Source organism: Allobosea minatitlanensis, assembly GCF_964020775.1.
On sequence record NZ_OZ224509.1, the window covers coordinates 1,678,601 to 1,703,357 of the forward strand.

A 24,757-nucleotide genomic window follows, 5' to 3' on the forward strand; every position below is an offset into this window, starting at 1 on the left:
TGATTTCGCAGAAGAGTGGGAGTCCGTCTGGCTAGTTCTTTCGTCGCAAGTAGCGGTAATCACCCCGCCTTCTGCACGAACGAGTCCAGCACCATCTTGCGTCCGGCCTTGTCGAAATCGACGGTGAGCTTGTTGCCGTCGACGCTGGCGACGGAGCCGGGACCGAACTTGATATGGAAGACGCGGGCCCCAGTGCCGTAGGCGGATTCGCCGGTCGATTTCGCCGTCAGCTCGCCTTCGATCAGCATCGGCCCGCGCTGGCGCGAGCCGCCGAAGCCCCGGCCGCTGTCGGAGAAACCGCCATTCTTCGCCCGGTTCTCCTGCGCGCGCTGCCAGCCGGGCGTGTTGTAACTGGAGCCGAAGCTCTCCATCCGGTCGAAGCGCGAGGCGCCGTAGCCGCCCTGCGAATAGCTGGTCGGGGCCTGCTCGACCTCGACATGCTCCTCCGGCAGCTCGTCGATGAAGCGGCTCGGCAGGCTGGTCTGCCAGAGGCCGTGGATGCGCCGGTTCGAGGCGAAATAGAGCTTCAGCTTCTTGCGGGCGCGGGTGAGGCCGACATGGGCGAGGCGGCGCTCCTCCTCCAGCCCGGCACGGCCGTTCTCGTCGAGCGCGCGCTGGTTGGGGAAGAGCCCTTCCTCCCAGCCGGGCAGGAAGACCGTGTCGAATTCCAGCCCCTTGGCGGCATGCAGCGTCATGATCGAGACGCGGCGCTCGGCCTCGCCGCCATCGGCATCCATCACCAGCGAGACGTGCTCGAGGAAGGCCGGCAGGTCGGGGAACTCGTCGAGCGAACGGACGAGTTCCTTGAGGTTTTCCAGGCGTCCGGCGGCGTCGGCCGAGCGGTCCTTCTTCCACATCTCGGTGTAGCCGCTCTCCTCCAGCACGAGCTCGGCGAGCTCGCCCTGGCGCATATGCTCGGCGCGGGCGGACCAGCGGCCGAAGGCGTCGACCAGCTCGCGCAATGCGGTGCGGGCCTTGGGCTTCAATTCGTCGCTCTCGACCGCGGCGCGGGCCGATTGCATCAGCGAGAAGCCGGTGGCGCGGGCATGGTTGTGCAGGAGCTGGACGGTGGCGTCGCCCAGCCCGCGCTTGGGCACGTTGACGATGCGCTCGAAGGCGAGGTCGTCGGTCGGCGAGACGACGCAGCGCAGATAGGCGAGCGCGTCGCGGATCTCGGCGCGCTCGTAGAAGCGCGGGCCGCCGATGACGCGATAGGGCACTCCGGCCTGGACGAAGCGCTCCTCGATCTCGCGCATCTGCGCCGAGATGCGCACCAGCACCGCGACCTCGCCGAGGTCGTGGCCCTTGGCCTGCATCGCCTCGATCTCGTCGGAGACGAGGCGAGCCTCCTCCTGGCTGTCCCAGGCGCCGGTGATGGTGACCTTGTCGCCGGCCTCGCCCTCGGTGCGCAAGGTCTTGCCGAGGCGGCCCTCGTTGCGGGCGATCAGCTTCGAGGCGGTGGCGAGGATATGGCCGGTCGAGCGGTAGTTGCGCTCCAGCCGGATCACGGTCGCGCCCGGAAAATCGTGCTCGAAGCGCAGGATGTTGTCGACCTCGGCGCCGCGCCAGCCATAGATCGACTGGTCGTCGTCGCCGACGCAGCAGATGTTGCGCCGGCCCTGCGCCAGCAGCCTGAGCCAGAGATACTGCGCCGTGTTGGTGTCCTGATACTCGTCGACCAGGATGTAGCGGAAGCGCTCGTGATAGGTCTGGAGCACGTCCGGATAATCGCGGAACAGCGTCAGGCAATGCAGCAGCAGGTCGCCGAAATCGACGGCGTTGAGCGCCTTGAGCCGCTCCTGATAGGCGGCGTAGAGCTTGCCGCCCTTGCCATGGGCGAAGACGGCGGCCTCGCCCGCCGGCACGTCATTGGGGCTAAGGCCACGGTTCTTCCAACTATCGATGAAGCCGGCCAGCATGCGGCCGGGCCAGCGCTTCTCGTCGATGCCCTCGGCCTGGATCACCTGCTTCATCAGGCGGATCTGGTCGTCGGTGTCGAGGATGGTGAAATCGCTGCGCAGATCGAGCAATTCGGCATGGCGGCGCAGCAGCTTGGCCGAGATCGAGTGGAAGGTGCCGAGCCAGGGCATGCCCTCGGCGACCGAGCCGACGAGATGGGCGACGCGCTCCTTCATCTCGCGCGCCGCCTTGTTGGTGAAGGTGACGGCGAGGATCTGCGAGGGATAGGCGCGGCTGGTCGCGATCAGATGACCGATGCGGGTGGTCAGCACGCGGGTCTTGCCGGTGCCGGCGCCGGCGAGCACGAGAACCGGGCCCTCCGTCGCCTCGACCGCCTGGCGCTGCTCCGGGTTCAGCCCCGCGAGATAGCCGGCGGCCGGCTGCGCCGCGGCGCGCGCGGCAAGGCCGCCGGGGCGCGGCGGGGGAGCGGAAAAGGGGTCTGCGTCGGACACGGGTGCGGGCTGCTCGTGCGTGATTCGTTCTCCGGCGAATATAGGGCGTCGATGTCAGGATTGCGCCCTGCCGGAGCGATCATTTTACATCCCGTTCCACAGGGAGGTGGCGGCAGGGGCGTCGCGGGAGGTTCAACGCGCCGGGAGAAGGTACTCCAGCGCATGCGTAAAGCCGCGCGGAGCTACGGAGAGGTGGTCCTCGTCGTTGAATATCGCCGATTTCAGTTTCAAGCTCGGGTATTTCCGGCCGCGTAATGCCGCCTCCAGGGTCCGGTTGTCGGCGACCATGTCGATCGTTTGGTTGTAGCGCCGGTCGCCTTTGCGCAGCGCCTCGTACTCTCCGACGTAAAGATAAACCTTGGCCGGCAGATCGCGATTGCGCGCGGCGTAGGTCGCTTCGAGACTCAGCGCGTGGCGCTTGTCGTACCAGAGGGAGGGGCAGGCGCCGGCCGCGGCGCGGGCGGGACGTGCCGCCAGAACCCGGGCGCCAATCGGGCGGATTCGCAAAAGGCGAACGGCGGCATAGTCTGGTGGTTAACGACGGGGCGGTTCGCGGATCGGAGGGAAAGCCATGGCGGAGCCATCGCGCGGCGATCAGGTCACCAATCAGGTGCCGGTGCTGGCCGGCTACGACGCCTTCGCCGCCGATCCGGTGCTGCCCGGCATCGTCTCGGCCTTCGGCGCCGATTGGGCGCGCGGGCGGCTGCACGAGGCCGGGCGGGCGGTGGGCTCGGCGCGCGTGCAGGAGCTCGCCTCCCTCGCCAACCGCTACTCGCCGGAGCTCAGGGCGTTCGACCGCTTCGGCAACCGCATCGACGAGATCGCCTTCCATCCCGCCTGGCACGAGTTGATCGGCCTCGCCATCGGCCAGGAGACGCATGCGCTCGCCTGGAACCGGCCGGAGCCCGGCGCGCAGGTGGCCCGCGCCGCGCTGCAATATCTCTGGTACGGCGCCGAGAGCGGCATCTGCTGCCCGATCAGCATGACCTATGCCGCCGTGCCGGTTCTGAAGCAGGACGCCGCGCTGTGGGAGCAATGGGGGGCGCTCGTCACCTCCAGCCGCTACGATCCGCGGCAGGGGCCGGCGCAGCTCAAGACCGGGGCAACCGTCGGCACCGCGATGACCGAGACGCAGGGCGGCTCCGACCTGCGCCAGACCCAGACGGTGGCCGAGGACAATCGCGACGGCACCTGGTCGCTGCAAGGGCGAAAGTGGTTCTTCTCGGTGCCGCATTCGGATCTGTTCCTGACGCTGGCGCGGACGGGCGAGGACATCTCCTGCTTCGCCGTGCCGGGCTGGCTGCCATCGGGCGAGCGCAACGGCGTCGCGATCCAGCGGCTCAAGGACAAGGTCGGAAACCGCTCGAACGCCTCCTCGGAGGTCGAGTTCCGCGGCGCGATCGGCCACCTCGTCGGCGAGCCGGGCAGGGGCATCCGCACCGGGCTGTCGATGAACCACAATTCGCGGCTCGACATCGCGGCGGCCTCGTCCGGGCTGATGCGGATGGCGGTGTCGCTCGCCGCCCATCACGCCCGGCATCGGCGCGCCTTCCAGAAGGCGCTGATCGACCAGCCGATCATGCAGAACGTGCTGGCCGACCTCGCGATCGAGGCGGAGGCCGCCGCCTGGCTCGCCTTCCGGCTGTTCGCGGCGCTCGACCGGCAAGCGGCGTCCGCGAGCGAGCGGCTGCTGGCGCGGGTCGGTGCGCCGATCGCGAAATACTGGATCACGCGCCGGGCGCCTGCCGTCGTCACCGAGGCTCTGGAATGCCATGGCGGCAACGGCTTCATCGAGGAGCACCCGATCGCGCGGCTCTTCCGCGAGGCGCCGCTCAACGCGATCTGGGAAGGCTCGGGCAACGTCATCTGCCTCGACGTGCTGCGCTCGCTGGCGCGGGAGGAGGGGGTGGTCGACGTGCTGCGGGCCGAGCTGATGGCGGCTGCGGGGGCGGACCGGCGCTACGATGCCGCGCTGCGGCGGCTGGAAGGCGCATTGCCGGATCTGACGCGCAACGAGGGGCAGGCGCGGCGCTTGACGGAGCAACTGGCGCTCGCGCTGCAAGGCTCGCTGCTGCTGCGGTTCGCGCCGCCCGCGGTGGCCGACGCCTTCATCGCGACGCGGCTCGGCGATGGCTGGGCCGGGCAGTTCGGCGATCTGCCGCCGGGGGTCGATGCGGCGGCGCTGGCGCGACGGGCCGTGCCGAGCGTTCCGGGTTCGCCGCCGCGCGGCGTCCCGGAATGACGGAAGCGGGCCTCAGGCCGCTTCCGGCCTGAAATTCATCGCTTCGCCATTGATACAGTAGCGCAGGCCGGTCGGCGGCGGGCCGTCCGGGAAGACATGGCCGAGATGGCCGCCGCAATTGGCGCAATGCACCTCGACGCGGTGCATGCCGAAGCTGAAATCCTCACTGGTTCCGACCGCGCCCTCCAGCGGCTGGTCGAAGCTCGGCCAGCCGGTGCCGCTCTCGAACTTCTTGCCCGATTTGAACAACTCCTGGCCGCAGCCGGCGCAGGAGAAGGTGCCGGCGCGCTTCTCGTAGTTGAGCGCGCAGGAGCCGGCCCGTTCCGTGCCGTGGCCGCGCAGGATACGGTACTGCTCCGGCGTCAGGCGTTCGCGCCATTCGGCATCGCTGAGCTGGAAGGGAAAGCTCTCGGCCTGCTTCTTCCCGGTGCCGAACATGCGCGTTAGACCCATGGCGATCTCCTTCTCGGCGGACGGCCCGTCGGGCCATCGGCTCGCTGCGCCCAATATGGCGCTTCGGCCGCCGATTTTCAGCCCCCTTTCCGTGCGGCGCCGCGCTTCACGATGACGGCATCGCCGGTCCCGTCACCGGACCGTCACGCGACTCCTCTAGTCGGCTCGCCACCTGAAAGGGGAGGGAACCCGTGACGCAAACGGCACGCACGGTCCGGCGGGCCACCACGCTGGGCCTGAGCACGGCGGTCCAGCGCAGCCGGACGCTGTCCAGGGCCGGCCTGCTGGAATGGATGTTCACCCGCGCCTTCTCCGGGCTGGTCTATCCGCAGATCTGGGAGGACCCGGTCGTCGACATGGCGGCGCTCGCCCTTGAGCCGGACGACCATGTCGTCGCCATCGCCTCGGGCTCCTGCAACATCCTGTCCTATCTCACCGCCGCGCCGATCCGCGTCAGCGCGGTCGATCTCAACGGCGCCCATATCGCGCTCGGCCGGCTGAAGCTCGCGGCGCTGGCGCGGATGACGGATTATGCGAGCTTCCGCCGCTTCTTCGCCGCTGCCGATGCCCGCGAGAACGTCGCGTTCTACGACCGCGAGATCGCTCCCCGGCTCGATGCCGTCTCGCGCGGCTACTGGGAAGGCCGGGGCCTCGACGGCCGGCGCCGGATCAATCTCTTCGCCAGGGGCTTCTACCGCTACGGGCTGCTCGGCCGCTTCATCGGCGCCGGCCATGTGCTGGCACGGCTGCTCGGCGGCAATCCCCGCGCCATGCTGGCGGCGCGCGACCGCGCCGAACAGCGGGCGCTCTACGGGAAGCATCTCGCGCCGGTCTTCGAGCGCCGGCTGGTGCGCTGGCTGGTGCGCCAGCCGGCCTCGCTCTACGGCCTCGGCATCCCGCCGGCGCAGTACAAGGCGCTCGCCGCCGATGGCGAGGACGGCATCCTCGGCGCGCTGAAGCTCAGGCTCGAACGCCTCGCCTGCGATTTCGACCTCAAGGAGAATTATTTCGCGCAGCAGGCCTTCGGCCGCCGCTATGGCGAAGGGCCGGATGCGGCGCTGCCGCCCTATCTCCAGCCGCAGCACTTCGAGGCCGTGAAGGCGCGGGCCGGCGGGGTCGGCTATCGCCAGGGCGCGATCACCGCCTTCCTGGAGGACCAGCCGGCCAAAAGCTGCGACGCCTATGTGCTGCTCGACGCGCAGGACTGGATGAACGATGCCGAGCTGACGGCGCTGTGGTCGCAGATCACGCGCACGGCCAGGCCGGGCGCGCGGGTGATCTTCCGCACGGCGGCCGATGAACGGCTTCTGCCCGGCCGGGTGCCGGCCGCGATCCTCGACCAGTGGCGCTATGACGAGGCCAGGAGCCGCGCGCTCTGCCGGCAGGACCGCTCGGCGATCTATGGCGGCTTCCACCTCTACACGCTGCCGGGACGGGCGGCGTGAGCGGGGCCGCGGCGACAAGCTCCGCCGCCGGGCTGATGGACCGGATCTACCGGCATCAGCGCCATATCTACGATGCCAGCCGCAAGTTCTACCTGCTCGGCCGCGACCAGCTCATCGCGGGATTGCAGCCGCCGGCCGGCGCGGCGATCCTCGAGATCGGCTGCGGCACGGGGCGCAATCTCGTGAAGATCGCGCGGCGCTATCCTGCCTGCGACTGCTACGGGCTCGACGTCTCGGCCGAGATGCTGGCGACGGCGCGGGCCGCGGTGGCGCGCGCCGGGCTCGGCGACCGGATCATCCTGGCGCAGGCCGATGCGACCGGCTTCGATCCGCGGCTCCTGTTCGGGCGGCCGGGCTTCGACCGGATCGTGATCTCCTACGCCCTGTCGATGATCCCGCCCTGGCAGCCGGTGGTGGCAGAGGCGCTGCGGCGGCTCGCCCCCGGCGGTTCGCTGCATGTCGTCGATTTCGGCGACCAGTCCGGGCTGCCGGGCGCCTTCAGGCACCTGCTGGCGCGCTGGCTCGCGCTGTTCCACGTCGCGCCGCGCGAAGACCTGCCGCTGGTGATGTGCGCGCTGGCGCGGGCGGCGGGAGCGGAATGCCGGGTCGGCGCCCCTTATCGCGGCTATACGGTGCATGCCGTGGCGGAGATGCCGCCGGGCTAGGGACCGGACCGAACAGCGCATGCGGTCCGATCCTCCGGCTCTTTGATTGTGCGTCGGGTTTCCCCAGGAATGGCGTTCCGCTGTTCGGGTCGGCGCTCTCCAAGGCAGCCGGTGACGGCCGGCCGCGCATGCCGCTATCCTGCCGGCATGGACAAAGCCGATTTCCACCCGCCGCAAAGCCGCTTCGAGATCCTGCGCGACCGCCTGCGCCAGCTCTATCACGGCCGCACGCCGACCGCCCTGCGCTTCCAGGCGGTCACCACCATCGTCGACCTGCTGATCATCGCCTTCTTCATCGCCGCGCCGCTGCTCAAGGGCAGGCCGGCCTTCTTCTGGATCGACTATTCGATCGCGGTGCTGATGATGGTCGAGATCGGGGCGCGTCTGCTCGCCTCGACGAACATGCTGCGGCTCCTGCGCCAGCCGACCATGCTGCTCGACCTGTTCATCCTGTCGACGCTGCTGATGCCGCAATGGCTGGAGAATTTCGGCTTCCTGCGCATCCTGCGGCTGTGGTCGCTCTCCAAGAAGGGCATCGTCTGGGTGCAATTGCGCGCGACGCGCTTCAGCGAATGGGAGAACGTCATCCGCGCGCTCGGCAACATCGTGACGTTCCTCTTCGTCGTCACGGGCTTCGTCTACACCTTCTTCTTCCAGCAGGCCGGCGGGCTGGAGAGCTATGTCGAGGCGCTCTACTTCACGGTCGCGACCGTGACCACGACCGGCTTCGGCGACCTGACCTTGCCGGGCATCGCCGGAAAGCTGACCTCGATCGTCGTCATGATCGTCGGCATCACCCTGTTCGTGCGATTGGCGCAGACCCTGTTCCGCCCCAACAAGATCCTGTTTCCCTGCCCCGAATGCGCGCTGCAGCGGCACGAGCCCGACGCGGTCTACTGCAAGGCCTGCGGGCACCGGCTGAAGATACCCGACGAGGGCCTGTAAGGCGGCTGGCGGCGCCTCAGTGCCGGGTTTCGGTCTCGGGCTCCGGCGCCTTGTCCTCGACCTTGATCGCCCGCCTCTCCGGCATGCCGATGATGCGCCCGACCGCGGCCGGCAGCGGCATCATGCTGTGGGCCGCCTTCATCAGCGCGAGATTGGCGAGGATGTCCGGCGGGAAGGGCGCGACCTTGCGATGGACCATGTCGACATGCAGCGACAGGTTCTCGCTGGTGGCGGCGAGCCAGCCCTCGTTGGCGTGGCGCATTTCGAGATAGTAGTGCAGCCGCTTGTCGTCGAAGGCGATGAGCTGGGCGGTGACGCGCACGAGGTCGCCCTCGGTCAATTCGCGCTTGTAGAGCACATGGCATTCGGCCGCGAAGATCGAGGCGTGGCGCGTCTCGACATAGTCGCGGGAGAGGCCGACCAGCGAGAAGACCTCGTCGACGGCGCGGTCGAACAGCACATGGTAATAGGCCATGTTGAGATGGCCGTTATAGTCGATCCAATGCGGCTCGACCCGCATCGCCGACGAAACGAACGGTGCGAAGAACAGCGCCGGGGCCCGCTTTTCGTTCTGCATGGTCCGCCCTCCCTGTCCAGCGCTCCGTTCAAGGGGTGACAGCATTATTTCTGCTGCCCATCCCTGAGTTGCATGCTCTAGTATGACCCGGTCCCGCCCGCGCCGATGCGTTCGGCGGAGGCGGAAAAAACGACTCCTGCCGGAACGATCCTGCGATCGTAACCGGAGCCGAAGCCGATCTGTTCCAAGTCTAAGCGCCAAATCCGGATATTGACAATGAGCCTGCCTGCAGCGTCGCACTCCGAACATTCCAGCACCAGCGCCGCGCTGCCGCCGTCGCGGGAGGCCGTCGAGGCCGTGACGCGGGCGCTGGCCGCCCGCTTCGGCAACCGGCTGGTCACCAGCCTCGCCGTGCGCCAGCAGCACGGCCACACGCTGACCTGGATCCCGAACCAGGCGCCGGACGCGGTGGTGTTTCCGCAGAGCACGGAAGAGGTTTCCGAGATCGTGCGGCTCTGCGCCGCACATGGCGTGCCGGTCATCCCCTTCGGCACCGGCACCTCGCTGGAGGGGCATGTCAACGCGCCCTTCGGCGGCGTCTCGATCGACATGTCGCAGATGAAGCGGATCGTCGCGGTCCATGCCGAGGATCTCGACGTGGTGGTCGAGCCCGGCGTGACCCGCAAGGAGCTGAACGAGCATCTGCGCGACCAGGGGCTGATGTTCCCGATCGACCCGGGCGCGGACGCCTCGATCGGCGGCATGGCGGCGACGCGCGCCTCGGGCACCAATGCGGTGCGCTACGGCACGATGAAGGACAATGTGCTGTCGCTGAAGGCGGTGATGGCGGACGGCTCGGTCGTCACCACCGCGACGCGCGCCCGCAAGACCTCGGCCGGCTACGACCTGACGCGCCTGCTCGTCGGCTCGGAAGGCACGCTCGGCATCATCACCGAGATCACGCTGAAGCTGCACGGCATCCCGGAGGCGATCGCCGCGGGCGTCTGCCCCTTCCCCTCGGTGAAGGCGGCCTGCGACGCGACCATCCTCACCATCCAGAGCGGCCTGCCGATGGCCCGCATCGAATTGCTCGACGACGTGATGATCCGCGGCGTCAACCTGCATTCCAAGCTCGGCCTGCCGGAGACGACGATGCTGTTCGTCGAGTTCCACGGCACCGAGGCCGGCGTCGCCGAGCAGTCGGAACGCTTCGGCGAGATCGCGGCCGAGTTCGGCGGCGGGCCGTTCGAATGGGCGACCAAGGCCGAGGACCGCTCCAAGCTCTGGCAGGCGCGCCACGACGCCTACTGGGCGGCGAAGGCGCTTCGCCCCGGTGCCGACTCGGTCGCGACCAATGTCTGCGTGCCGATCTCGCGGCTGGCCGAATGCGTCGAGGAGACCAAGCGCGACATCGAGGAAAGCGGGCTGATCGCCCCCATCGCCGGCCATGTCGGCGACGGCAACTTCCACACCCAGCCGCTGGTCGACCTGGACCATCCCGAGGAGGTCGCGCGGGTGCAGGCCTTCATCGACCGGCTGGTGAAGCGGGCGCTGGCCATGGGCGGCACCTGCACCGGCGAGCACGGCGTCGGCCAGAAGAAGATGAAGTATCTCGAGCTCGAGCACGGGGCCGAGGCGCTCGCGACGATGCGCACGCTGAAGCGGGCGCTCGATCCGCAGAACATCCTCAACCCGGGCAAAATCCTGGCTCTGTGACATCGCTGCGGCTTGCGCCGCCTGCCCGCTTCGCCGCAACGTCGTGATCTCGCCGCGGCTTGCGGGCAGGATGAGGCGCGTAACGGCGCTTGTCGTCATTGCGGGGAGCGAAGCGACGAGGCAATCCAGGGGCCGCAAGGCGGAACGGTTCGGCCCGGCTCCCCGGACTGCTTCGCGGAAGCCGTCCTCGGGCTTGCCCAAGGCAGCGGCCGGGGCTCGCAATGACGGCCTGGGGCTGTAGCGTTCGACCATGGCGACAGGGGCAGAAGGCGGAATTTGCGTGAAACTCTGACAGTCCTCGCGGCCCTGCTGGTGCTGGCGCTGCTGGCGGCCCTGGTCGGCCCCGGCTTCGTCGACTGGCGCGCCTGGCGGCCGCAATTCGAGACGCGGCTGAGCGAGGCGCTCGGCGTCGAGACGACGATCGGCGGCGACATCCGCCTGCGCCTGCTGCCGTCGCCGCGGATCACGCTCGGGAAGCTCAGGATCGGCGAGTCGGGGGAGGCGAGCTCCGCCACCGTCGAGAACGCGACGGTCGAGCTCGCCCTGGCGTCGCTGGCGCGGGGCGAGTTCCGCTTCTCCGAGGCGCGCTTCGATGGCGCCACCCTGTCGCTCGTCGCCGATTCCCGGGGCGCGATCCTCCTGCCGCGGCGCCGGAGCGGCGGCCTGCCGGCGCAGGCCAGCCTCGACCGGCTGACGATCAGCCGCTCGGCGCTGGTCTGGCGCGACTCCGCGGCGGCGCCGGTGACCATCGCGCCGGTCGCCGCCGAGCTCTCGGCGGTCAGCCTGGCGGGGCCGTGGCGCATCGAGGGCGAGGTCGCGGGGGTTTCGCTGCGCGTCTCGACCGGCGAGATGGAGGAGGGCGGCCGGCTGCGGGCCAAGGCCTTCCTCACCGGCGACAATCTCCAGTTCAATTTCGACGGGGCGCTGCTGCTTCCGCCGCAGGACGGCAGCGTCGGCATCGAGGCCGACGGGCTGTTCAATCTCTCGCCGGGCGGGGCCGTGGCCTTGTCCGGCCGGGTTCGCGGCGGCAGCCGCCAGCTCGACCTCTCCGGGCTGACGCTCGACCTCGCCGGCGGCGCGGCGCGGCTCGAAGGCGAGGGGCAGTACCTGCCGGCGAGCGGCACGGGTTCGCTGGCGCTGCGGGCGCGGCGGCTCGACGCCGATGCGCTGGCGGCCGCGCTGGCCGAGCGCAAGGGCTTCGCGCAGGCGCTGCACGGCCTGCCCGGCCGCTTCGACGTCAGCCTCGATCTCGACCAGATGATCTGGCGCGGCGAGGATGTCTCGGCGCTGGCCCTGCGCGGCAAGCTGCACGATCGGGGGCTTTCGGAGGCCACGGCCTCCCTGCGGGTCGCCGGCGCGCTGATCGGCGCCAGCGGCAGCCTGGGGGAGGGCGGCGCCACCGGGCGTCTGACCGTCAAGGCCGAGGATGCGCGGCGCGTCGCGCTGATGCTGGGGCGCAACGGGCTCGACCCCGCTCTGGCCGACTTCGTCGCCGGGCTCGGCCGGATCGATGCCGATGCGGCCGGGACCTGGAACGAGGCCGGCCTCGCCTTCCAGCGCCTGATGCTCGCGGGCTCCTCGGGGCTGCGGCTGGAGGCTTCCGGCGAATTGACCGGGACGCGGCTCGCCGCCAGGGCCGCGGTCAGCGGGCTCGACCTCAATGGCCTGCCGCCGGGGACGAGCCTCGCCGGGCTGCTCGGTACGCGCGACATCGCGCTCGATCTGTCGCTCGCCGATGCGCGCTTCCGCAACGCACCGCCGGGCGCGGGCTCGCTCGACCTCAGGCGCGAGGGCGAGAGCTGGCGGCTGAGCCGGCTTTCGATCGAGGGTTTCGGCGGTGTCAGCGTGACGGGGTCCGGCGCGCTGCTGGCGGAGGGCGGCGAGATTTCCGGCCGCGTGCGGGCACCGCGCTTCGAGACGCTGGCCGCGCTCGCCGGGCCGTTGCTGCCCGCAAGCGCCGCCCGGGCGCTCGCCCGGGCCGGCGACGGGCTGTCGCGGCTCGATGCGGGCTTCCGGCTGACGCGGGCGGCCTCGGGCGAGACCGCGCTTTCGGCGCAGGGCACGGCCGCCGCCGGCAAGCTTTCGGTGGAGGGGCGGCTCGACCGGGCGGGAACATGGCAGAGGGTGGCGCTCGACTTCGACCTCGCCGACCGGCGGCAGGCTTTCGCCGCCTTCGGCCTGCCGGCGCCGATGCTGGGCGGGCCGGGCAGGCTCGCGCTCGATCTCGCCGGCGGCCGCGCCGCCGGCTCGCTCGCCGGGCCGGGCCTGTCCGTCGTCGTCGAGGACGGCGCGGAGGGGCCGCAACTGAGCCTGCAGGCGGACGGGCCGGGCCAGGTCTTGGCGGAGGGCCCGGCCCGGCTCCTGCCGGACGGCGTGCTCGATGCCCATGCCCGCTTGCGGCTGAGCGAGGAGGCGGTCGGGCTCGACGCGATCGCCGCCCATCTCGGCGAGGCTTCGGCCACCGGGTCGCTGACCTTGCCGCGAGAGGGACGCTATCAGGGGCGCTTTTCCGTGCCGGGCGCCGATCTGCGCCGATTGATCGGCGCCGCCTTGGGCCAGGCGCCCGCCACCGCCGGCTCGCTCTGGTCGACGGCCCGCTTCGGGCGGGTCGCGGAACTGCCCGGGATGGATGTCGCCGTCGAGGCCGGTACGCTGACGCTGTTCGACGGCGTGGCGCTGCAGAAGGCCCGTTTCGCGCTGCGCTCCGATGCGGACGGGCTCCGGCTCGAGGATGTCGCCGGCAGCTATGGCGGCGGGCAGGTGTCCGGCCGGCTCGGCCTCCGGCGCGACGGCGGGCTCGCCCAGCTCAATGGCCGGGTCGATCTGGCGGGCGTCGATCTGGCCGGGCTGACCGGCGGGGCGCTTGCCGGCAAGGGCGCGGGGCGCTTCGAGTTCGGCGGCGCGGGCGAGACGCCGGCGCGGCTGGTGGCGGGCCTGAGCGGGGCGGGCAGCCTCGCGCTCGCGCAGACGCGCCTCGCGCGCTTCGACCCCAAGGCCTATGACCGGATCATCGCCGACACCGGCGAGGATGCCTCCGAAAGCGATGCGGCGCGGCTGCGCGAGCGGCTGGCCGAGGCGCTCGACAAGGATTCCTGGGCTTTGGGCGAGGTCACGCTGCCCTTCACGCTCGCGGGCGGGCTGGTCCGGCTGCAACCCTTCGCCTTCGCGCGCGACGGGCTGAGAGCCGAGGCGAGCGGCACCGTCGACCTGCGCGGGCTGACCGCGGATCTCAGGCTCGGCCTGAAGCCGGTCGGTCCGCTGCCGAAGGGCTGGCCCGGCGACGCGCCGCAGGTCGGGATCGCCTGGCGCGGGCCGCTCTCCGATCTGAAGCGCGAAAGCGATGTCGGCGCCCTCTCGAACACGGTGGCGGCGCGGGCGCTGGCGCGCGAGATCGAGCGGGTGGAGGCCTTCGAGGCCGATGCGCGCGAACGGGCGATGCATGCGCGCCGGCTCCGGGCCGAGCGCGAGATGCGCGAGAACGAGCGCCAGCTCAACCTGTTCCTGAAGGCGCAGGAGGAAGCGCGCATCGCCGAGGAGAAGCGGCAGGACGAGCTGCGGCGGGCCGAGGAGCAGCGGAAACAGGCCGAGCAGGCCAGGGCCGAGCAGGAGGCGCGCCGCCGGGCCGAGGCCGAGGAGCGCGCCCGCGCCGCGGCCGAGCGTGCCGCGGCGCAGCCGCAGTCCCAGCCCGGGCCGCTCCAGCTACCGAGCGCGCCGCGCGCCAGCTCTCCGGAAGGAACGGTGCAGACGCCGCCGGGGCAGGCCGCTCCTGCACTGCCGCCGCCCTTCCAGATCGCCCCCGTGCCGCAGCCGCGCGCCGCGCCGCTGAACTGAGATTCCGATTCAACGGCTTCGCAGGATGAATCCGGTTTTTGGCGCAAGATTTTGAAAATGCTCGTTCATTGCCGCTGCTTCCGAGCCGGAGATCGCGACCGGACCGTCATTGCGGGGAGCAAGCGACGAAGCAATCCAGGGGAACCGGGCCGAACCGTTCGACCCAGTCCCCCCTCGATTGCTTCGCGGAGTCTGTCCCTAGGCTTGCCGGCGACAAGACCGGAGGGCTCGCAATGACGGCGGTTCACAATGACGCTGGGCCGGGCGGCTGCGCGTCAGCCGCGCTCTTCAGCCAGCTTGCGGTAATGCGCCAGCGCATGGAGGCGCAGCGCCGCCGAGAGGTTGATGTCGCCGCGGGCCGTGTCGATCGCGGCGATCAGGGCGGCGAGGCTGCGGCCTTCGCCGGCCGCGATCGCCTTCAGCGCGTCCCAGAATTCGTCCTCCAGCGAGACGCTGGTGCGGTGGCCGGCGATGCTGAGCGAGCGCTTGCGCTCCGGCGTCATGCCGTTTCCGGGTCGTCGTTCCGGGACAGGCGGTGGCCCTCGACATGGCGCTCGGCCTTGTCGCGCTCGGAGGCCGCGAGGCTGCGTTCGGCCTTGCTCAGGCCGAAGGCGATGCGGTTGCGCTCGGCCTGCTCGCCGGCCTCGACGCGCGCCTTCTGCTTGCGGGCGCGGCGCAGATTGACGATCTCGGCCATGGCGGAACCTCCGTCAGGCGGGGCTGAGCATCTTCTCGGGCCTGACCGTCTCGTCGAAGAGCTTGGCGTCGACGCCGGCCTTCAGCGCTTCCTCGCGGAGCGTCGTGCCGTTGTGATGGGCCGCCTTGGCGATGCTCGCCGCCTTGTCGTAGCCGATCGCGGGCGCCAGCGCCGTCACCAGCATCAGCGAGCGCGACAGCAATTCCTTGAGCTGCCCCTCATTGGCCACGATGCCCTCGACGCAGTTGGTGCGGAAGCTCTCGGCGGCGTCCGCCAGGAGCCGGACCGACTGCAGAAAGGCGGCGGCGATCACAGGCTTGAAGACGTTCAGCTCGAAATGGCCCTGGCTCGCGGCGAAGCCCACCGTCGCCTGGTTGCCGTGGACCTGGGTCGCGACCATGGTCAGCGCCTCGGCCTGGGTCGGGTTGACCTTGCCAGGCATGATCGAGGAGCCGGGCTCGTTCTCGGGCAGGCTGATCTCGCCGAGGCCGGAGCGCGGGCCGGAGCCGAGCAGGCGGACATCGTTGCCGATCTTGAACAGGTCGGAGGCGAGCGCCGCCAGCGCGCCATGGGCCGCGGCGAGCGCGCCATGGCTCGCCAGCGCCTCGAACTTGTTGTCGGCGCTGCGGAAGGGCAGGCCGGTCAGGGTCGCGACCTCCTTGGCGAAGAGGGCGGCGAAATCGGGATGGGTGTTGAGGCCGGTGCCGACCGCGGTGCCGCCCTGCGCCAGCGCGTAGAGCCCGCCGAGCGCGGCCTCGATCCGGCCGATGCCGAGATGGAGCTGCATCGCATAGCCGGAGAATTCCTGGCCGAGCGTGACGGGGGTGGCGTCCTGGAGATGGGTGCGGCCAATCTTGACCAGATCCTTGAAGGCCTCGGCCTTGTCGGCGAGCGCCTTCTCGAGATGGCGCAGCGCCGGCAGCAGCCGCCGCGTGATCTCCAGCACGGCGGCGATGTGCATCGCGGTCGGGAAGGAATCGTTCGAGGACTGGCCGCGGTTGACATGGTCGTTGGGATGCACCGGGCTCTTGGCGCCGAGGCCGGCGCCGAGCAGCTCGTTGGCGCGATTCGCCAGCACCTCGTTGGCGTTCATGTTCGACTGGGTGCCGGAGCCGGTCTGCCAGATCACCAGCGGGAAATGATCGTCGAACTTGCCGGCGAGCGCCTCGTCCGAGGCCTGGCCGATGGCGCCGGCGATGCGCTGGTCGAGCAGGCCGAGGCGGGCGTTGACGCGGGACGCGGTCTTCTTGACCAGCACCAGCGCGTGGACGAGCGGAAGCGGCATGCGCTCGCGCTCGCCGCCGATCCTGAAATTCTCGAGCGAACGCTGCGTCTGCGCGCCCCAGTAGCGATCCGCCGGCACGGCGATGGGGCCGAAGGAATCGGTTTCGGTGCGCGTCTCGGTCATGGGAGCAGATCCGTCAGGTCTTCTTGCGGAAGGAATCGAGGCTGACCACCTCGGCGGAGCCGCGGCCGTCGCCCTCGCTTTCGGAGGCCGGGGCCTCCTTGTCGTCGCCGTCGGCCTCTTCGGCGCCGGCGGCCTTCGACTTCACGGCGGGGACGCCCGCAGGGACCGGCTTGGCCGGCAGCGGGGTCGGCGCCTCGGCGGTCTCGGGCTCGGCCGCGGCCGCTTCCTCGGGCGTGTCCTGCGTCTCGAATTTGAGGCCGAACTGCACGGAGGGGTCGAAGAAGGTCGTGACCGCGTCGAAGGGCACGAGCAGCCGCTCCGGCACGCCCGAGAAGGACAGGCCGACCTCGAAGGCGTGCTCGCTGACGCTCAGGTCCCAGAACTGGTGCTGGAGGACGATGGTCATCTCCTCCGGGTGCTTCTCGCGCAGGCGCTGCGACAGGCGCACGCCCGGGGCCCCGGTGCGGAAGGTGACGTAGAAATGATGCTCGCCCGGCAACCCGTCGCGCGCGGCCTCCGACAGGATCTTGCGGACGACGCCCTTGAGCGCCTCCTGGACCATCAGATCGTAACGAAGGACATCCTTGGACATTGCGTCGACGTTTCCGCTTCACTTACCCGGCGGGAACAGCCGGCAGGCCAGAAATAAAAGTGGAGGCTTCTGTTGCCAGGCGCCTCCGAGCCCCGCCTTACGCGGCTAAGCGCAAGGGCTTTGGTTTGGGAACCAGCACCGCATTACGCGGCGACAGCAACCCGAGCATTGTTGTCGTTGGCAACTATGCTTTTGGCCCGATAACGGCGGAACCATGCCGAGCAAAAGGACAACCTTTACACCCTCGTCGATCCTATTTCGCCCCCGCCGAAACCCTGTGGCCAGGGCTTGGGTGGAGGCGCCGGGTACCGCCCCCGGGTCCGAAAGGCTTATTTCGAAATCCGTTTATCGCCATAGCCGTTCTTGCGAGCGGCAGGCGGAATATAGGCATAGCCGCGGCGCGGGGAAAGACCGCCGGCTCGATTTCGACAGCGAGGATCGCCAAGGAATGTGAAAGTGAGGCTTCCATGCCTCAATCGAGAATTCGACCATCTCTGATGTCGATGTCGAGGATGATCTCGTCGTCGTCGACGGTGCGTCCGGCGAGCTCCCAGCGGTCGCTCGTGCGGGTGATCTCCTCGACATGGACGAGGCCGGCGCTCCAGGCGATCTCGCGGGCCTGGCTCTCCGAGATCGTCGGACCGTCCGGCGCCCGCGCCTCGCCCTCCGCCTGCGAGGCGCGGCCGGGCAGGACGGCAAGGCCGCCCAGCAGGGCCAGGGCGAGCAGGCAGGCCGTCATCGTCATTCGCATATCGCGCCTCGTGAATCAGGCGCGAAGAGTGGCCGCGATTGCGGCAGGTTTCGGTCAGGATCCCTCACGGCGCTTCGCAATGCCGTGAGGCGGCCGTCGGCGGCCCCTCAGTTCCCGGCCTTGGCGGAGGCGGGCCGTTCGCGCTCCAGCTTCATCACGGTGCCGTCGCTCGCGCGCAGCTCGATCTCGATCCCGGAGCCGAGGCTGTCGCGCCCCTCGACCTTCCACTGACCGCCCTCGCGCGCGATGGTCTCGATGCGGGCGACGCCGTTCTCCGTGGCGATGCGGCGCGCCTCCTCCATCGAGATCGCTCCGTCCGGCGGCTCCGCCGGCCCGGGGGGCTGGGCCAGGGCCGGCTGCGCCGCTGCGAGCGCGGCCATCACGGCCAGCATGGCCGATCGTCGTGAGAGCATGCCATCCCTCCTCGTCACCGACGCATGGCAGGACAGGCCCATGCGGGCCACATGACCGCATAACGGCGCCGGCGGGCGCTTGTTCCGGTCGCATCCTGTCGCGCCATGCCGCAAAGGTTGGGGAAGGCTGCGCGCGGGGCCGGGCCAGCGGCGCCGCGAGCCGCTATGGTGCTCCGCCTCTCAGAGATTCGTCATGCGCCAGTATCACGACCTGCTCCAACGTGTCCTGACCGAGGGCGTCCGCAAGGACGACCGTACCGGCACCGGCACGCTCGCCGTCTTCGGCCACCAGATGCGCTTCGACCTGTCGGAAGGCTTTCCGCTGGTCACCACCAAGAAGCTGCATCTGAAGTCTATCATCCACGAGCTGATCTGGTTCCTGCGCGGCGACACCAATATCCGCTATCTGCAGGAGAACGGCGTCACCATCTGGGACGAATGGGCCGACGAGAACGGCGATCTCGGCCCCGTCTACGGCCGGCAATGGCGCTCCTGGCCGGCGCCGGACGGCCAGACCATCGACCAGATCGCCTGGCTGGTGAACGAGATCCGCCGCAACCCGGATTCGCGGCGCCTCGTGGTCTCGGCCTGGAATCCGGCCGATATCTCCAAGATGGCGCTGGCGCCCTGCCACTGCCTGTTCCAGTTCTTCGTGCAGCCCTCGGAGAGCGGGCGCGGGAAGCTGTCCTGCCAGCTCTACCAGCGTTCGGCCGACGTCTTCCTCGGCGTGCCCTTCAACATCGCCAGCTACGCGCTGCTGACCCATATGGTCGCGCAGGTCACCGGCCTCGACGTCGGCGATTTCGTGCATTCCCTGGGCGACACCCATCTCTACGTGAACCATCTCGACCAGGCGCGGCTGCAAGTGTCGCGGGCGCCGCGGGTGCTGCCGAAGCTCGTCCTCAACCCGGCCGTGACGAAGCTCGAGGATTTCCGCTTCGAGGACGTGGCGATCGAAGGCTACGACCCCCACCCGACCATCAAGGCTCCGATCGCCGTATGACGCTCGCCATCCGCCCCGTCCGTCCCGGCGAAGCCGGCCTCGTGCTGAGCTTCGTCCGGGAGCTGGCCGAATACGAGAAGCTGCTGCACGAGGTCGTCGCCAGCGAGGCCGACATCGCCGAATCGCTGTTCGGCGAGAATCCGCGCGTCTTCTGCGATATCGCCGAATGGGAGGGCGAGCCGGTCGGCTTCGCGCTCTGGTTCTACACCTATTCCACCTTCCGGGGCCGGCACGGCATCTGGCTGGAGGACCTGTTCGTGCGGCCCGGGCAGCGCGGGCGCGGCATCGGCAAGGCGCTGATGGCGCGGCTGGCGAGGCGCTGCGTCGACGAGGACCTGCCGCGCCTCGCCTGGTGGGTGCTGAACTGGAACGAGCCTTCCCGCGTCTTCTACCGCTCGATCGGCGCGAAGGCGCAGGACGAGTGGACGGTGAAGCGGCTGGAGGGCGAGGCCCTGGCCCGGCTCGGCGCGGAAGGCTGACCGGCGATGGCGGCTCTCCCGCTCGTCCTGGTCGCGGCGATCGCCGATAACGGCGTGATCGGCAGCGACAACCGGCTGATCTGGCGGCTCAGGACCGATCTGAAGCGCTTCCGCCAGCTCACCACCGGCTGCCCGGTCGTCATGGGGCGCAAGACCTTCCTCTCGATCGGCAAGCCGCTGCCGGGGCGCGAGACGATCGTGCTGACGCGGGACCCGGGCTTCGCCGCCGAGGGCGTCCATGTCGCGCATGGGCTCGACGAGGCGCTGGCCCTGGCGCAGCGGCTGGGGGCAAAGATGGGCGCCCCTGCGGTGATCATCGGCGGCGGCACCGAGATCTATGCGCAGATGCTGGCGCTCGCCGACCGGCTGGAGCTGACGCGGGTCCATGCCGCGCCGGCCGGCGACGCGCGCTTTCCCGCCTGGGACGAGAGCGCTTTTGCCGAGGTGGCGCGGGAGGATCATCCGGCCGATTCGGACAACGAGCATGCGTTCAGCTTCGTGTCCTATCGGCGCCGGGGCGGGGCAGGGCGCGGCTGATCGCCGCCTTTTCCATTTGCGACGGGTGACTTGCGCCGTTGACGAAATCATGGCCCATGACCAAGTGAGGCCAGCGTCCCTCCCCGGGGCGCTGACAAATGGCCGCCATTCGCCTATGGCTCGGCCTTAAGCACATGAAAGGGAACGGCCCAGGTATGCCATGGAGTAACCAGAGCGGCGGCGGCAGCGGCGGGGGTGGACCCTGGGGCCAGCGCGGAGGCAGTGGCGGCGGCGGCCCGTGGGGCGGCGGCTCCGGCGGAGGCAACGGCAACCCGCCCGATCTGGAGGAAATCCTGCGGCGCAGCCAGGATCGGCTGAAGAATCTCGTGCCGGGCGGCGGTCTCGGCGGGCGCGGGCTGATGCTCGGCGCGCTGGCGCTGGTGGCCGTCTGGCTGCTCTCCGGCTTCTATTTCGTGCGGCCCAACGAGGTCGGCCTCAACGTCGTCTTCGGCAAATATGTCGGCAAGACCGGCGAGGGCGCCAACTGGAACTGGCCCTATCCGATCGGCAGCGTGATCAAGCCGCAGGTGACGAACGTCATCACCACTGAGGTCGGCTTCCGGACCATCGAATCGGTGCGCCAGTCGCCGCGCCAGACCGATGTGATTGAGGAAAGCCTGATGCTGACCGGCGACGAGAACATCGTCGACATCGATTTCATCGTGCAGTGGCAGATCGACCCGGCCGCGCCCGAGAACTACGTCTTCAACATCCAGGACCCGTCCGGAACCGTGAAGGCCGTGGCCGAGAGCGCGATGCGCGAGGTCATCGGCAAGCGCAACATCCAGCCGGTGCTGACCACCGACCGCGGCGCGATCGAGACCGAGGTGCGCCAGCTCATGCAGGAATCGCTCAACAGCTACAATGCCGGCGTGCAGATCCGGCTGGTCCAGCTCCAGAAGGTCGACCCGCCGCAGCAGGTCATCGACGCCTTCCGCGACGTCCAGGCGGCCCGCGCCGACCAGGAACGCCTGCGCAACGAGGCGCAGACCTACGCCAACCGCGTGGTGCCGGAGGCGCGCGGCCGCGCCGCCCAGCTCACCCAGTCGGCGGAAGCCTATAAGGAGCAGACCGTGGCGGAAGCGCGCGGCCAAGCGAGCCGCTTCAACGCGGTCTACGAGCAGTACAAGAACGCTCCGGGCGTGACGCGCGAGCGTCTGTTCCTGGAGACGATGGAACGCGTGATGGGCGGAACCGACAAGATCATCCTCGACCAGGCGGGCAACGGCCAGGGCGTGGTGCCCTATCTGCCGCTGGACCAGTTGCAGCGGCAGCCCGCCCGGGCCGGCCAGCAGCAGGGAGCGACCCGATGAACGGCTCCTTTCTCAAGGCGGCGCTGCTCGTCGTCATCGTCGCGGTCGCGGTCGTCTTCTACGCCTGCACCTTCATCGTCTCGCAGACGCAGTCGGCGCTGGTGCTGCGGCTGGGCGCGGTGCGCGCCGTCAAGACCGAGCCCGGCCTCTACCTCAAGTGGTTCGCGCCGATCGAGACGGTGACGCTGCTCGACAACCGCATCCTCGACCTCGACCTGCCGGCGCAGGAGATCATCGCCTCCGACCAGAAGCGGCTGGTGGTCGATGCCTTCACGCGCTACCGGATCTCCGATCCGCTGCGCTTCTACCAGGCGGTCAACAACATCCCGCGGGCGAATTCGCAGCTTTCCTCGATCGTGAACGGCAATGTCCGCAGCGTGCTGGCCGAGGCCAGCTTCGTGGCGATGGTCCGCAACGAGCGCGCCAAGCTGATGACCCGCATCCGCGACGACGTGAACCGCGAGGCGGCCCGCTTCGGCATGACGGTGGTCGATGTCAGGCTGCGGCGGGTCGATCTGCCGGCGGCGAACTCGGCGGCGGTGTTCCAGCGCATGCAGACCGACCGCCAGCGCGAGGCGGCGGAAGCCCGCGCGCTCGGCGGTCAGCAGGCGCAGGAGATCCGGGCCCGCGCCGACAGGGAGGCGACCGTCATCGTCGCCGAGGCGCAGCAGCACGCCGACGAGATCCGCGGCCAGGGCGAGGGCGAGCGCAACCGCGTCTTCGCCGAGGCCTTCGGCAAGGACCCCGAATTCTTCGCCTTCTACCGTTCCATGCAGGCCTATGAGGCCAGCATCAAGCCGGGGGATACGCGCATGGTGCTGACGCCGGACTCGCCGTTCTTCCAGTTCTTCAACGGTCCGAACGCGCAGCGCGGGGCCGGGACGACGCAGGCGCCGGCGGCCCCCCAGGCACCGGCTGCGCCCGCGCCGGCTCGGCCCTGATCGGAGCGAGCGACGCCGATGTTCGATTTCATCGCGGCGCTCGGCCTGGTTTTCGCTATCGAGGGCATCCTCTTCGCCGCGATTCCGCATCTGGCGAAGGATGCGCTGCGCAGCGCCGCGGAGACGCCGCCCGATCGGATGCGCCTGATCGGGCTGGGCTCGGCGGTTCTGGGCGTGATCCTGGTCTGGATCGCGCGCGGAAGCTGGTAGACGATGCCGCGATCGTGTTCGAGAACAGGGTCGCGCGTCGCCCTTCCGCCGCATTTTCGCGTTCAAGTCGCGGCGCGTCCTGTGCCGCGTCGGCCGGCCTGCCTTTTTCCGTCAAGAGGACCCAAATGGCATTGAAAACCGTTTCCGTGGCTGCCCGGCCCGTCCGCATCGCGCTCGCGGCCGGCGTGGCCGGCCTGGCGCTGATGACGCCGGTGCTGGCGCCGGCGCAGGCCCAGGCCAACACCCCTCTGCTGCAGGGCCAGACCTCCCTCGCCGACCTGGTCGACAAGGTGATGCCGGCGGTGGTCAACATCTCCGCCGTCACCACCAGCGACACCAAGGGCCGCAACCTGCCGCAACTGCCGCAGCTCGGCCCCGATACCCCCTTCGGCGACCTGTTCGAGGAGTTCTTCAACCGCCGCAACCAGCAGGGCGAGCGCCAGGCGCCGCAGCAGCGGCGCTCGCAATCGGCGGGCTCCGGCTTCGTCATCGACCCGTCGGGCATCGTCGTCACCAACAACCACGTCATCGGCGACGCCAACGAGATCACGGTGATCTTCAACGACGGGCTGCGGCTGAAGGCCGAGGTGGTCGGCAAGGACACCAAGGTCGACCTCGCCGTGCTGCGGGTGAAGCACGACAAGCCGCTGCCGGCGGTCAAGTTCGGCGATTCCGACAAGATGCGGATCGGCGACCCGGTCATGGCGATCGGCAACCCGTTCGGGCTGGGCGGCTCGGTCTCCTCGGGCATCGTCTCGGCGCGCAACCGCGACATCAGCCAGGGGCCCTACGACACCTATATCCAGACCGACGCGGCCATCAACAAGGGCAATTCCGGCGGTCCGCTGTTCAACATGGCCGGCGAGGTCATCGGCATCAACACCGCGATCCTGTCGCCGACCGGCGGCTCGGTCGGCATCGGCTTCGCGGTGCCCTCGTCGCTGGCGGCCAATGTCGTGGAGCAGCTCAAGGAGTTCGGCGAGACGCGGCGCGGCTGGCTCGGCGTGCGCATCCAGAGCATCGACGACGCCACGGCCGACGCGCTCGGCCTCGGCGCGGCGCGGGGCGCGCTGATCGCCGGCGTCGACGACAAGGGGCCAGCCAAGCCCGCCGGGCTCGAGACCGGCGACGTGATCACCAAGTTCGACGGCAAGGAGGTCAAGGATTCGCGCGACCTGCCGCGGATCGTCGCCGCCACCCCGGTCGGCAAGGACGTGCCGGTCACCATCATCCGCAAGGGCAAGGAAGAGCAGAAGACGGTCAAGCTCGGCCGCCTCGAGGATGGCGAGAAGATCCAGTCCGCCTCGGCCAGCAAGCCGGCCGGCGAGGCTGACAAGCCCGCCGTCGCCAATGCGCTCGGCCTCGAGCTCTCGACGCAGAACGACGAGCTGCGCAAGCGCTATGCGATCAAGGACGGCCTCAAGGGTGTCGTCGTCACCAAGGTCGATCCCAACTCGAACGCGGCCGACAAGCGCGTCATGGTTGGCGAGCTGATCGTCGAGGTCGGCCAGGAGCCGGTCACGACGCCGGACGCCGTGACCAAGCGCCTCGACGCGCTCAAGAAGGACGGCAAGAAATCGGCGCTGCTGCTCGTCTCCAACGGGCAGGGCGAGGTCCGTTTCGTCGCCGTGGCGATGAAGTAGGGCGCAGCCGGCCGACGCGATCCTGGAGGGCGGTCCGTCGGGCCGCCCTTTTTTGTTGTGCCGCCGCTGCGGGCATGCCCCTTATCCGCGCCGGGCGATGGCGCCGGCCGGGCTGCGCTGGCATCCTGATCCGGGCCGCTCCTTCGCCGAAGGAGCCGGGCCAGGCCGGAGCGCAGCGCCATGAAGATCAGCGACATTCCCTTCGTCACGACCGACTGGTCCGCGGTGCCGGCCGAGCGCCATGCCGGCGATGTCGGCGAGGCGATCTGGCGCACGCAGTATTTCGGGCCGGAGGAGAACCGCATCCGGGTGCGGATGGTCGAGTATTCGCCGGGCTATGTCGCCGATCACTGGTGCTCGAAGGGCCACATCATCCTGTGCCTCGAAGGCGAGATGGAGACGACGCTGGAGGACGGCCGCGTCATGCCGCTCAAGGCCGGGATGAGTTACCAGGTCGCCGACGGCGCCGAGGCGCATCGCTCGCACTCGAAGACGGGCGTGAAGCTCTTCATCGTCGATTGAGATTTTTGGAGCTGCGGGTCATC

Annotated in this window: 24 protein-coding genes and 1 other RNA gene; 14 read left to right on the plus strand and 11 right to left on the minus strand. The window is 69.7% G+C overall.

Annotated features, from left to right (window positions below; genetic code table 11):
- Nucleotides 1-59: 59 nt before the first annotated feature.
- Both ACWH43_RS08210 and ACWH43_RS08215 read right to left on the minus strand, forming a co-directional pair.
- Nucleotides 60-2,411 (minus strand): ATP-dependent helicase, encoded by a 2,352-nt coding sequence (locus tag ACWH43_RS08210; RefSeq protein ID WP_260347746.1) that lies wholly within the window; start codon nucleotides 2,409-2,411, stop codon nucleotides 60-62.
- Nucleotides 2,412-2,543: 132 nt separating this feature from the next.
- Nucleotides 2,544-2,918: a hypothetical protein gene (locus ACWH43_RS08215; RefSeq protein ID WP_260347747.1), complete on the minus strand. Its 375-nt coding sequence runs from the start codon at nucleotides 2,916-2,918 to the stop codon at nucleotides 2,544-2,546.
- Between the two features lie 64 nt (nucleotides 2,919-2,982).
- Here ACWH43_RS08215 and ACWH43_RS08220 point away from each other — a divergent pair, with 64 nt between their 5' ends.
- A complete protein-coding gene (locus tag ACWH43_RS08220; RefSeq protein WP_158443262.1) occupies nucleotides 2,983-4,653 on the plus strand; it encodes an acyl-CoA dehydrogenase family protein in 1,671 nt (556 codons plus the stop codon).
- A gap of 12 nt (nucleotides 4,654-4,665) precedes the next feature.
- Here ACWH43_RS08220 and msrB read toward each other — a convergent pair whose 3' ends face one another.
- Entirely contained in the window at nucleotides 4,666-5,106 is a 441-nt protein-coding gene (msrB, locus tag ACWH43_RS08225; RefSeq protein ID WP_375796976.1) for a peptide-methionine (R)-S-oxide reductase MsrB, read from the minus strand.
- Between the two features lie 191 nt (nucleotides 5,107-5,297).
- Here msrB and ACWH43_RS08230 point away from each other — a divergent pair, with 191 nt between their 5' ends.
- The 3 genes from ACWH43_RS08230 (at nucleotide 5,298) to ACWH43_RS08240 (ending at nucleotide 8,161) form a co-directional block, all read left to right on the plus strand.
- Nucleotides 5,298-6,551 (plus strand): DUF3419 family protein, encoded by a 1,254-nt coding sequence (locus ACWH43_RS08230; protein ID WP_260347748.1) that lies wholly within the window; start codon nucleotides 5,298-5,300, stop codon nucleotides 6,549-6,551.
- Nucleotides 6,548-7,216: a class I SAM-dependent methyltransferase gene (locus ACWH43_RS08235; RefSeq protein ID WP_375796977.1), complete on the plus strand. Its 669-nt coding sequence runs from the start codon at nucleotides 6,548-6,550 to the stop codon at nucleotides 7,214-7,216. Before ACWH43_RS08230 ends, ACWH43_RS08235 begins: the two co-directional genes overlap by 4 nt.
- A gap of 147 nt (nucleotides 7,217-7,363) precedes the next feature.
- A complete protein-coding gene (locus ACWH43_RS08240) occupies nucleotides 7,364-8,161 on the plus strand; it encodes a potassium channel family protein (protein WP_158443263.1) in 798 nt (265 codons plus the stop codon).
- A 16-nt stretch (nucleotides 8,162-8,177) separates the two neighbouring features.
- Here ACWH43_RS08240 and ACWH43_RS08245 read toward each other — a convergent pair whose 3' ends face one another.
- On the minus strand, nucleotides 8,178-8,738 hold the full coding sequence (locus ACWH43_RS08245; protein WP_158443264.1) for a thioesterase family protein: 561 nt from the start codon (nucleotides 8,736-8,738) through the stop codon (nucleotides 8,178-8,180).
- A gap of 216 nt (nucleotides 8,739-8,954) precedes the next feature.
- On the opposite strand from ACWH43_RS08245, the gene ACWH43_RS08250 reads away from it, so the two are divergent.
- Both ACWH43_RS08250 and ACWH43_RS08255 read left to right on the plus strand, forming a co-directional pair.
- Entirely contained in the window at nucleotides 8,955-10,394 is a 1,440-nt protein-coding gene (locus tag ACWH43_RS08250; protein ID WP_448153434.1) for an FAD-binding oxidoreductase, read from the plus strand.
- A 276-nt stretch (nucleotides 10,395-10,670) separates the two neighbouring features.
- Nucleotides 10,671-14,225, plus strand: a complete 3,555-nt coding sequence (locus ACWH43_RS08255) for an AsmA family protein (RefSeq protein ID WP_158448089.1) — start codon at nucleotides 10,671-10,673, stop codon at nucleotides 14,223-14,225.
- 275 nt (nucleotides 14,226-14,500) lie between these two features.
- Here ACWH43_RS08255 and ACWH43_RS08260 read toward each other — a convergent pair whose 3' ends face one another.
- The 7 genes from ACWH43_RS08260 to ACWH43_RS08290 form a co-directional block, all read right to left on the minus strand.
- The gene (locus ACWH43_RS08260) at nucleotides 14,501-14,728 is read right to left on the minus strand and encodes a ribbon-helix-helix domain-containing protein (RefSeq protein ID WP_158443267.1); all 228 of its coding nucleotides are present in this window, start codon (nucleotides 14,726-14,728) and stop codon (nucleotides 14,501-14,503) included.
- Nucleotides 14,725-14,922, minus strand: a complete 198-nt coding sequence (locus tag ACWH43_RS08265; protein WP_158443268.1) for a DUF4169 family protein — start codon at nucleotides 14,920-14,922, stop codon at nucleotides 14,725-14,727. Before ACWH43_RS08265 ends, ACWH43_RS08260 begins: the two co-directional genes overlap by 4 nt.
- Nucleotides 14,923-14,935: 13 nt before the next feature.
- Nucleotides 14,936-16,330 carry a class II fumarate hydratase gene (gene fumC / locus ACWH43_RS08270; protein ID WP_158443269.1) on the minus strand — a complete coding sequence of 465 codons (1,395 nt, stop codon included), beginning with the start codon at nucleotides 16,328-16,330 and terminating at the stop codon, nucleotides 14,936-14,938.
- A gap of 13 nt (nucleotides 16,331-16,343) precedes the next feature.
- The gene (locus ACWH43_RS08275) at nucleotides 16,344-16,922 is read right to left on the minus strand and encodes an SspB family protein (RefSeq protein ID WP_158443270.1); all 579 of its coding nucleotides are present in this window, start codon (nucleotides 16,920-16,922) and stop codon (nucleotides 16,344-16,346) included.
- A 58-nt stretch (nucleotides 16,923-16,980) separates the two neighbouring features.
- Nucleotides 16,981-17,335, minus strand: a transfer-messenger RNA (tmRNA) gene (gene ssrA, locus ACWH43_RS08280).
- A 59-nt stretch (nucleotides 17,336-17,394) separates the two neighbouring features.
- Entirely contained in the window at nucleotides 17,395-17,667 is a 273-nt protein-coding gene (locus ACWH43_RS08285; protein WP_260347750.1) for a hypothetical protein, read from the minus strand.
- Between the two features lie 113 nt (nucleotides 17,668-17,780).
- Complete coding sequence (locus ACWH43_RS08290) at nucleotides 17,781-18,086, minus strand: PepSY domain-containing protein (RefSeq protein ID WP_260347751.1); 306 nt, start codon at nucleotides 18,084-18,086, stop codon at nucleotides 17,781-17,783.
- Nucleotides 18,087-18,279: 193 nt separating this feature from the next.
- On the opposite strand from ACWH43_RS08290, the gene ACWH43_RS08295 reads away from it, so the two are divergent.
- The 8 genes from ACWH43_RS08295 (at nucleotide 18,280) to ACWH43_RS08330 (ending at nucleotide 24,734) form a co-directional block, all read left to right on the plus strand.
- On the plus strand, nucleotides 18,280-19,089 hold the full coding sequence (locus tag ACWH43_RS08295) for a thymidylate synthase (protein ID WP_158443273.1): 810 nt from the start codon (nucleotides 18,280-18,282) through the stop codon (nucleotides 19,087-19,089).
- Nucleotides 19,086-19,568, plus strand: a complete 483-nt coding sequence (locus ACWH43_RS08300; RefSeq protein ID WP_158443274.1) for a GNAT family N-acetyltransferase — start codon at nucleotides 19,086-19,088, stop codon at nucleotides 19,566-19,568. The genes ACWH43_RS08295 and ACWH43_RS08300 overlap by 4 nt, the downstream gene beginning before the upstream one ends.
- Nucleotides 19,569-19,574: 6 nt before the next feature.
- A complete protein-coding gene (locus ACWH43_RS08305; protein WP_158443275.1) occupies nucleotides 19,575-20,105 on the plus strand; it encodes a dihydrofolate reductase in 531 nt (176 codons plus the stop codon).
- A 155-nt stretch (nucleotides 20,106-20,260) separates the two neighbouring features.
- The gene (gene hflK, locus ACWH43_RS08310) at nucleotides 20,261-21,418 is read left to right on the plus strand and encodes an FtsH protease activity modulator HflK (protein ID WP_158443276.1); all 1,158 of its coding nucleotides are present in this window, start codon (nucleotides 20,261-20,263) and stop codon (nucleotides 21,416-21,418) included.
- Nucleotides 21,415-22,359 carry a protease modulator HflC gene (hflC, locus tag ACWH43_RS08315; protein WP_158443277.1) on the plus strand — a complete coding sequence of 315 codons (945 nt, stop codon included), beginning with the start codon at nucleotides 21,415-21,417 and terminating at the stop codon, nucleotides 22,357-22,359. The genes hflK and hflC overlap by 4 nt, the downstream gene beginning before the upstream one ends.
- An 18-nt stretch (nucleotides 22,360-22,377) precedes the next feature.
- Nucleotides 22,378-22,569, plus strand: a complete 192-nt coding sequence (locus tag ACWH43_RS08320; RefSeq protein WP_158443278.1) for a DUF2065 domain-containing protein — start codon at nucleotides 22,378-22,380, stop codon at nucleotides 22,567-22,569.
- 125 nt (nucleotides 22,570-22,694) lie between these two features.
- The gene (locus tag ACWH43_RS08325; RefSeq protein ID WP_158443279.1) at nucleotides 22,695-24,212 is read left to right on the plus strand and encodes a DegQ family serine endoprotease; all 1,518 of its coding nucleotides are present in this window, start codon (nucleotides 22,695-22,697) and stop codon (nucleotides 24,210-24,212) included.
- Between the two features lie 180 nt (nucleotides 24,213-24,392).
- Complete coding sequence (locus tag ACWH43_RS08330) at nucleotides 24,393-24,734, plus strand: DHCW motif cupin fold protein (protein WP_158443280.1); 342 nt, start codon at nucleotides 24,393-24,395, stop codon at nucleotides 24,732-24,734.
- Nucleotides 24,735-24,757 lie beyond the last annotated feature (23 nt).

What these genes read in the sequence shown, in the direction of transcription:
- ACWH43_RS08220 (WP_158443262.1), top strand. Translation starts at nt 2,983, where the DNA reads ATGGCGGAGCCATCGCGCGGCGATCAGGTCACCAATCAGGTGCCGGTG.
- msrB (WP_375796976.1), bottom strand. Translation starts at nt 5,106, where the DNA reads ATGGGTCTAACGCGCATGTTCGGCACCGGGAAGAAGCAGGCCGAGAGC.
- ACWH43_RS08240 (WP_158443263.1), top strand. Translation starts at nt 7,364, where the DNA reads ATGGACAAAGCCGATTTCCACCCGCCGCAAAGCCGCTTCGAGATCCTG.
- ACWH43_RS08245 (WP_158443264.1), bottom strand. Translation starts at nt 8,738, where the DNA reads ATGCAGAACGAAAAGCGGGCCCCGGCGCTGTTCTTCGCACCGTTCGTT.
- ACWH43_RS08250 (WP_448153434.1), top strand. Translation starts at nt 8,955, where the DNA reads ATGAGCCTGCCTGCAGCGTCGCACTCCGAACATTCCAGCACCAGCGCC.
- ACWH43_RS08260 (WP_158443267.1), bottom strand. Translation starts at nt 14,728, where the DNA reads ATGACGCCGGAGCGCAAGCGCTCGCTCAGCATCGCCGGCCACCGCACC.
- ACWH43_RS08265 (WP_158443268.1), bottom strand. Translation starts at nt 14,922, where the DNA reads ATGGCCGAGATCGTCAATCTGCGCCGCGCCCGCAAGCAGAAGGCGCGC.
- fumC (WP_158443269.1), bottom strand. Translation starts at nt 16,330, where the DNA reads ATGACCGAGACGCGCACCGAAACCGATTCCTTCGGCCCCATCGCCGTG.
- ACWH43_RS08275 (WP_158443270.1), bottom strand. Translation starts at nt 16,922, where the DNA reads ATGTCCAAGGATGTCCTTCGTTACGATCTGATGGTCCAGGAGGCGCTC.
- ACWH43_RS08285 (WP_260347750.1), bottom strand. Translation starts at nt 17,667, where the DNA reads ATGACGATGACGGCCTGCCTGCTCGCCCTGGCCCTGCTGGGCGGCCTT.
- ACWH43_RS08290 (WP_260347751.1), bottom strand. Translation starts at nt 18,086, where the DNA reads ATGCTCTCACGACGATCGGCCATGCTGGCCGTGATGGCCGCGCTCGCA.
- ACWH43_RS08295 (WP_158443273.1), top strand. Translation starts at nt 18,280, where the DNA reads ATGCGCCAGTATCACGACCTGCTCCAACGTGTCCTGACCGAGGGCGTC.
- ACWH43_RS08300 (WP_158443274.1), top strand. Translation starts at nt 19,086, where the DNA reads ATGACGCTCGCCATCCGCCCCGTCCGTCCCGGCGAAGCCGGCCTCGTG.
- ACWH43_RS08305 (WP_158443275.1), top strand. Translation starts at nt 19,575, where the DNA reads ATGGCGGCTCTCCCGCTCGTCCTGGTCGCGGCGATCGCCGATAACGGC.
- hflK (WP_158443276.1), top strand. Translation starts at nt 20,261, where the DNA reads ATGCCATGGAGTAACCAGAGCGGCGGCGGCAGCGGCGGGGGTGGACCC.
- hflC (WP_158443277.1), top strand. Translation starts at nt 21,415, where the DNA reads ATGAACGGCTCCTTTCTCAAGGCGGCGCTGCTCGTCGTCATCGTCGCG.
- ACWH43_RS08320 (WP_158443278.1), top strand. Translation starts at nt 22,378, where the DNA reads ATGTTCGATTTCATCGCGGCGCTCGGCCTGGTTTTCGCTATCGAGGGC.
- ACWH43_RS08325 (WP_158443279.1), top strand. Translation starts at nt 22,695, where the DNA reads ATGGCATTGAAAACCGTTTCCGTGGCTGCCCGGCCCGTCCGCATCGCG.
- ACWH43_RS08330 (WP_158443280.1), top strand. Translation starts at nt 24,393, where the DNA reads ATGAAGATCAGCGACATTCCCTTCGTCACGACCGACTGGTCCGCGGTG.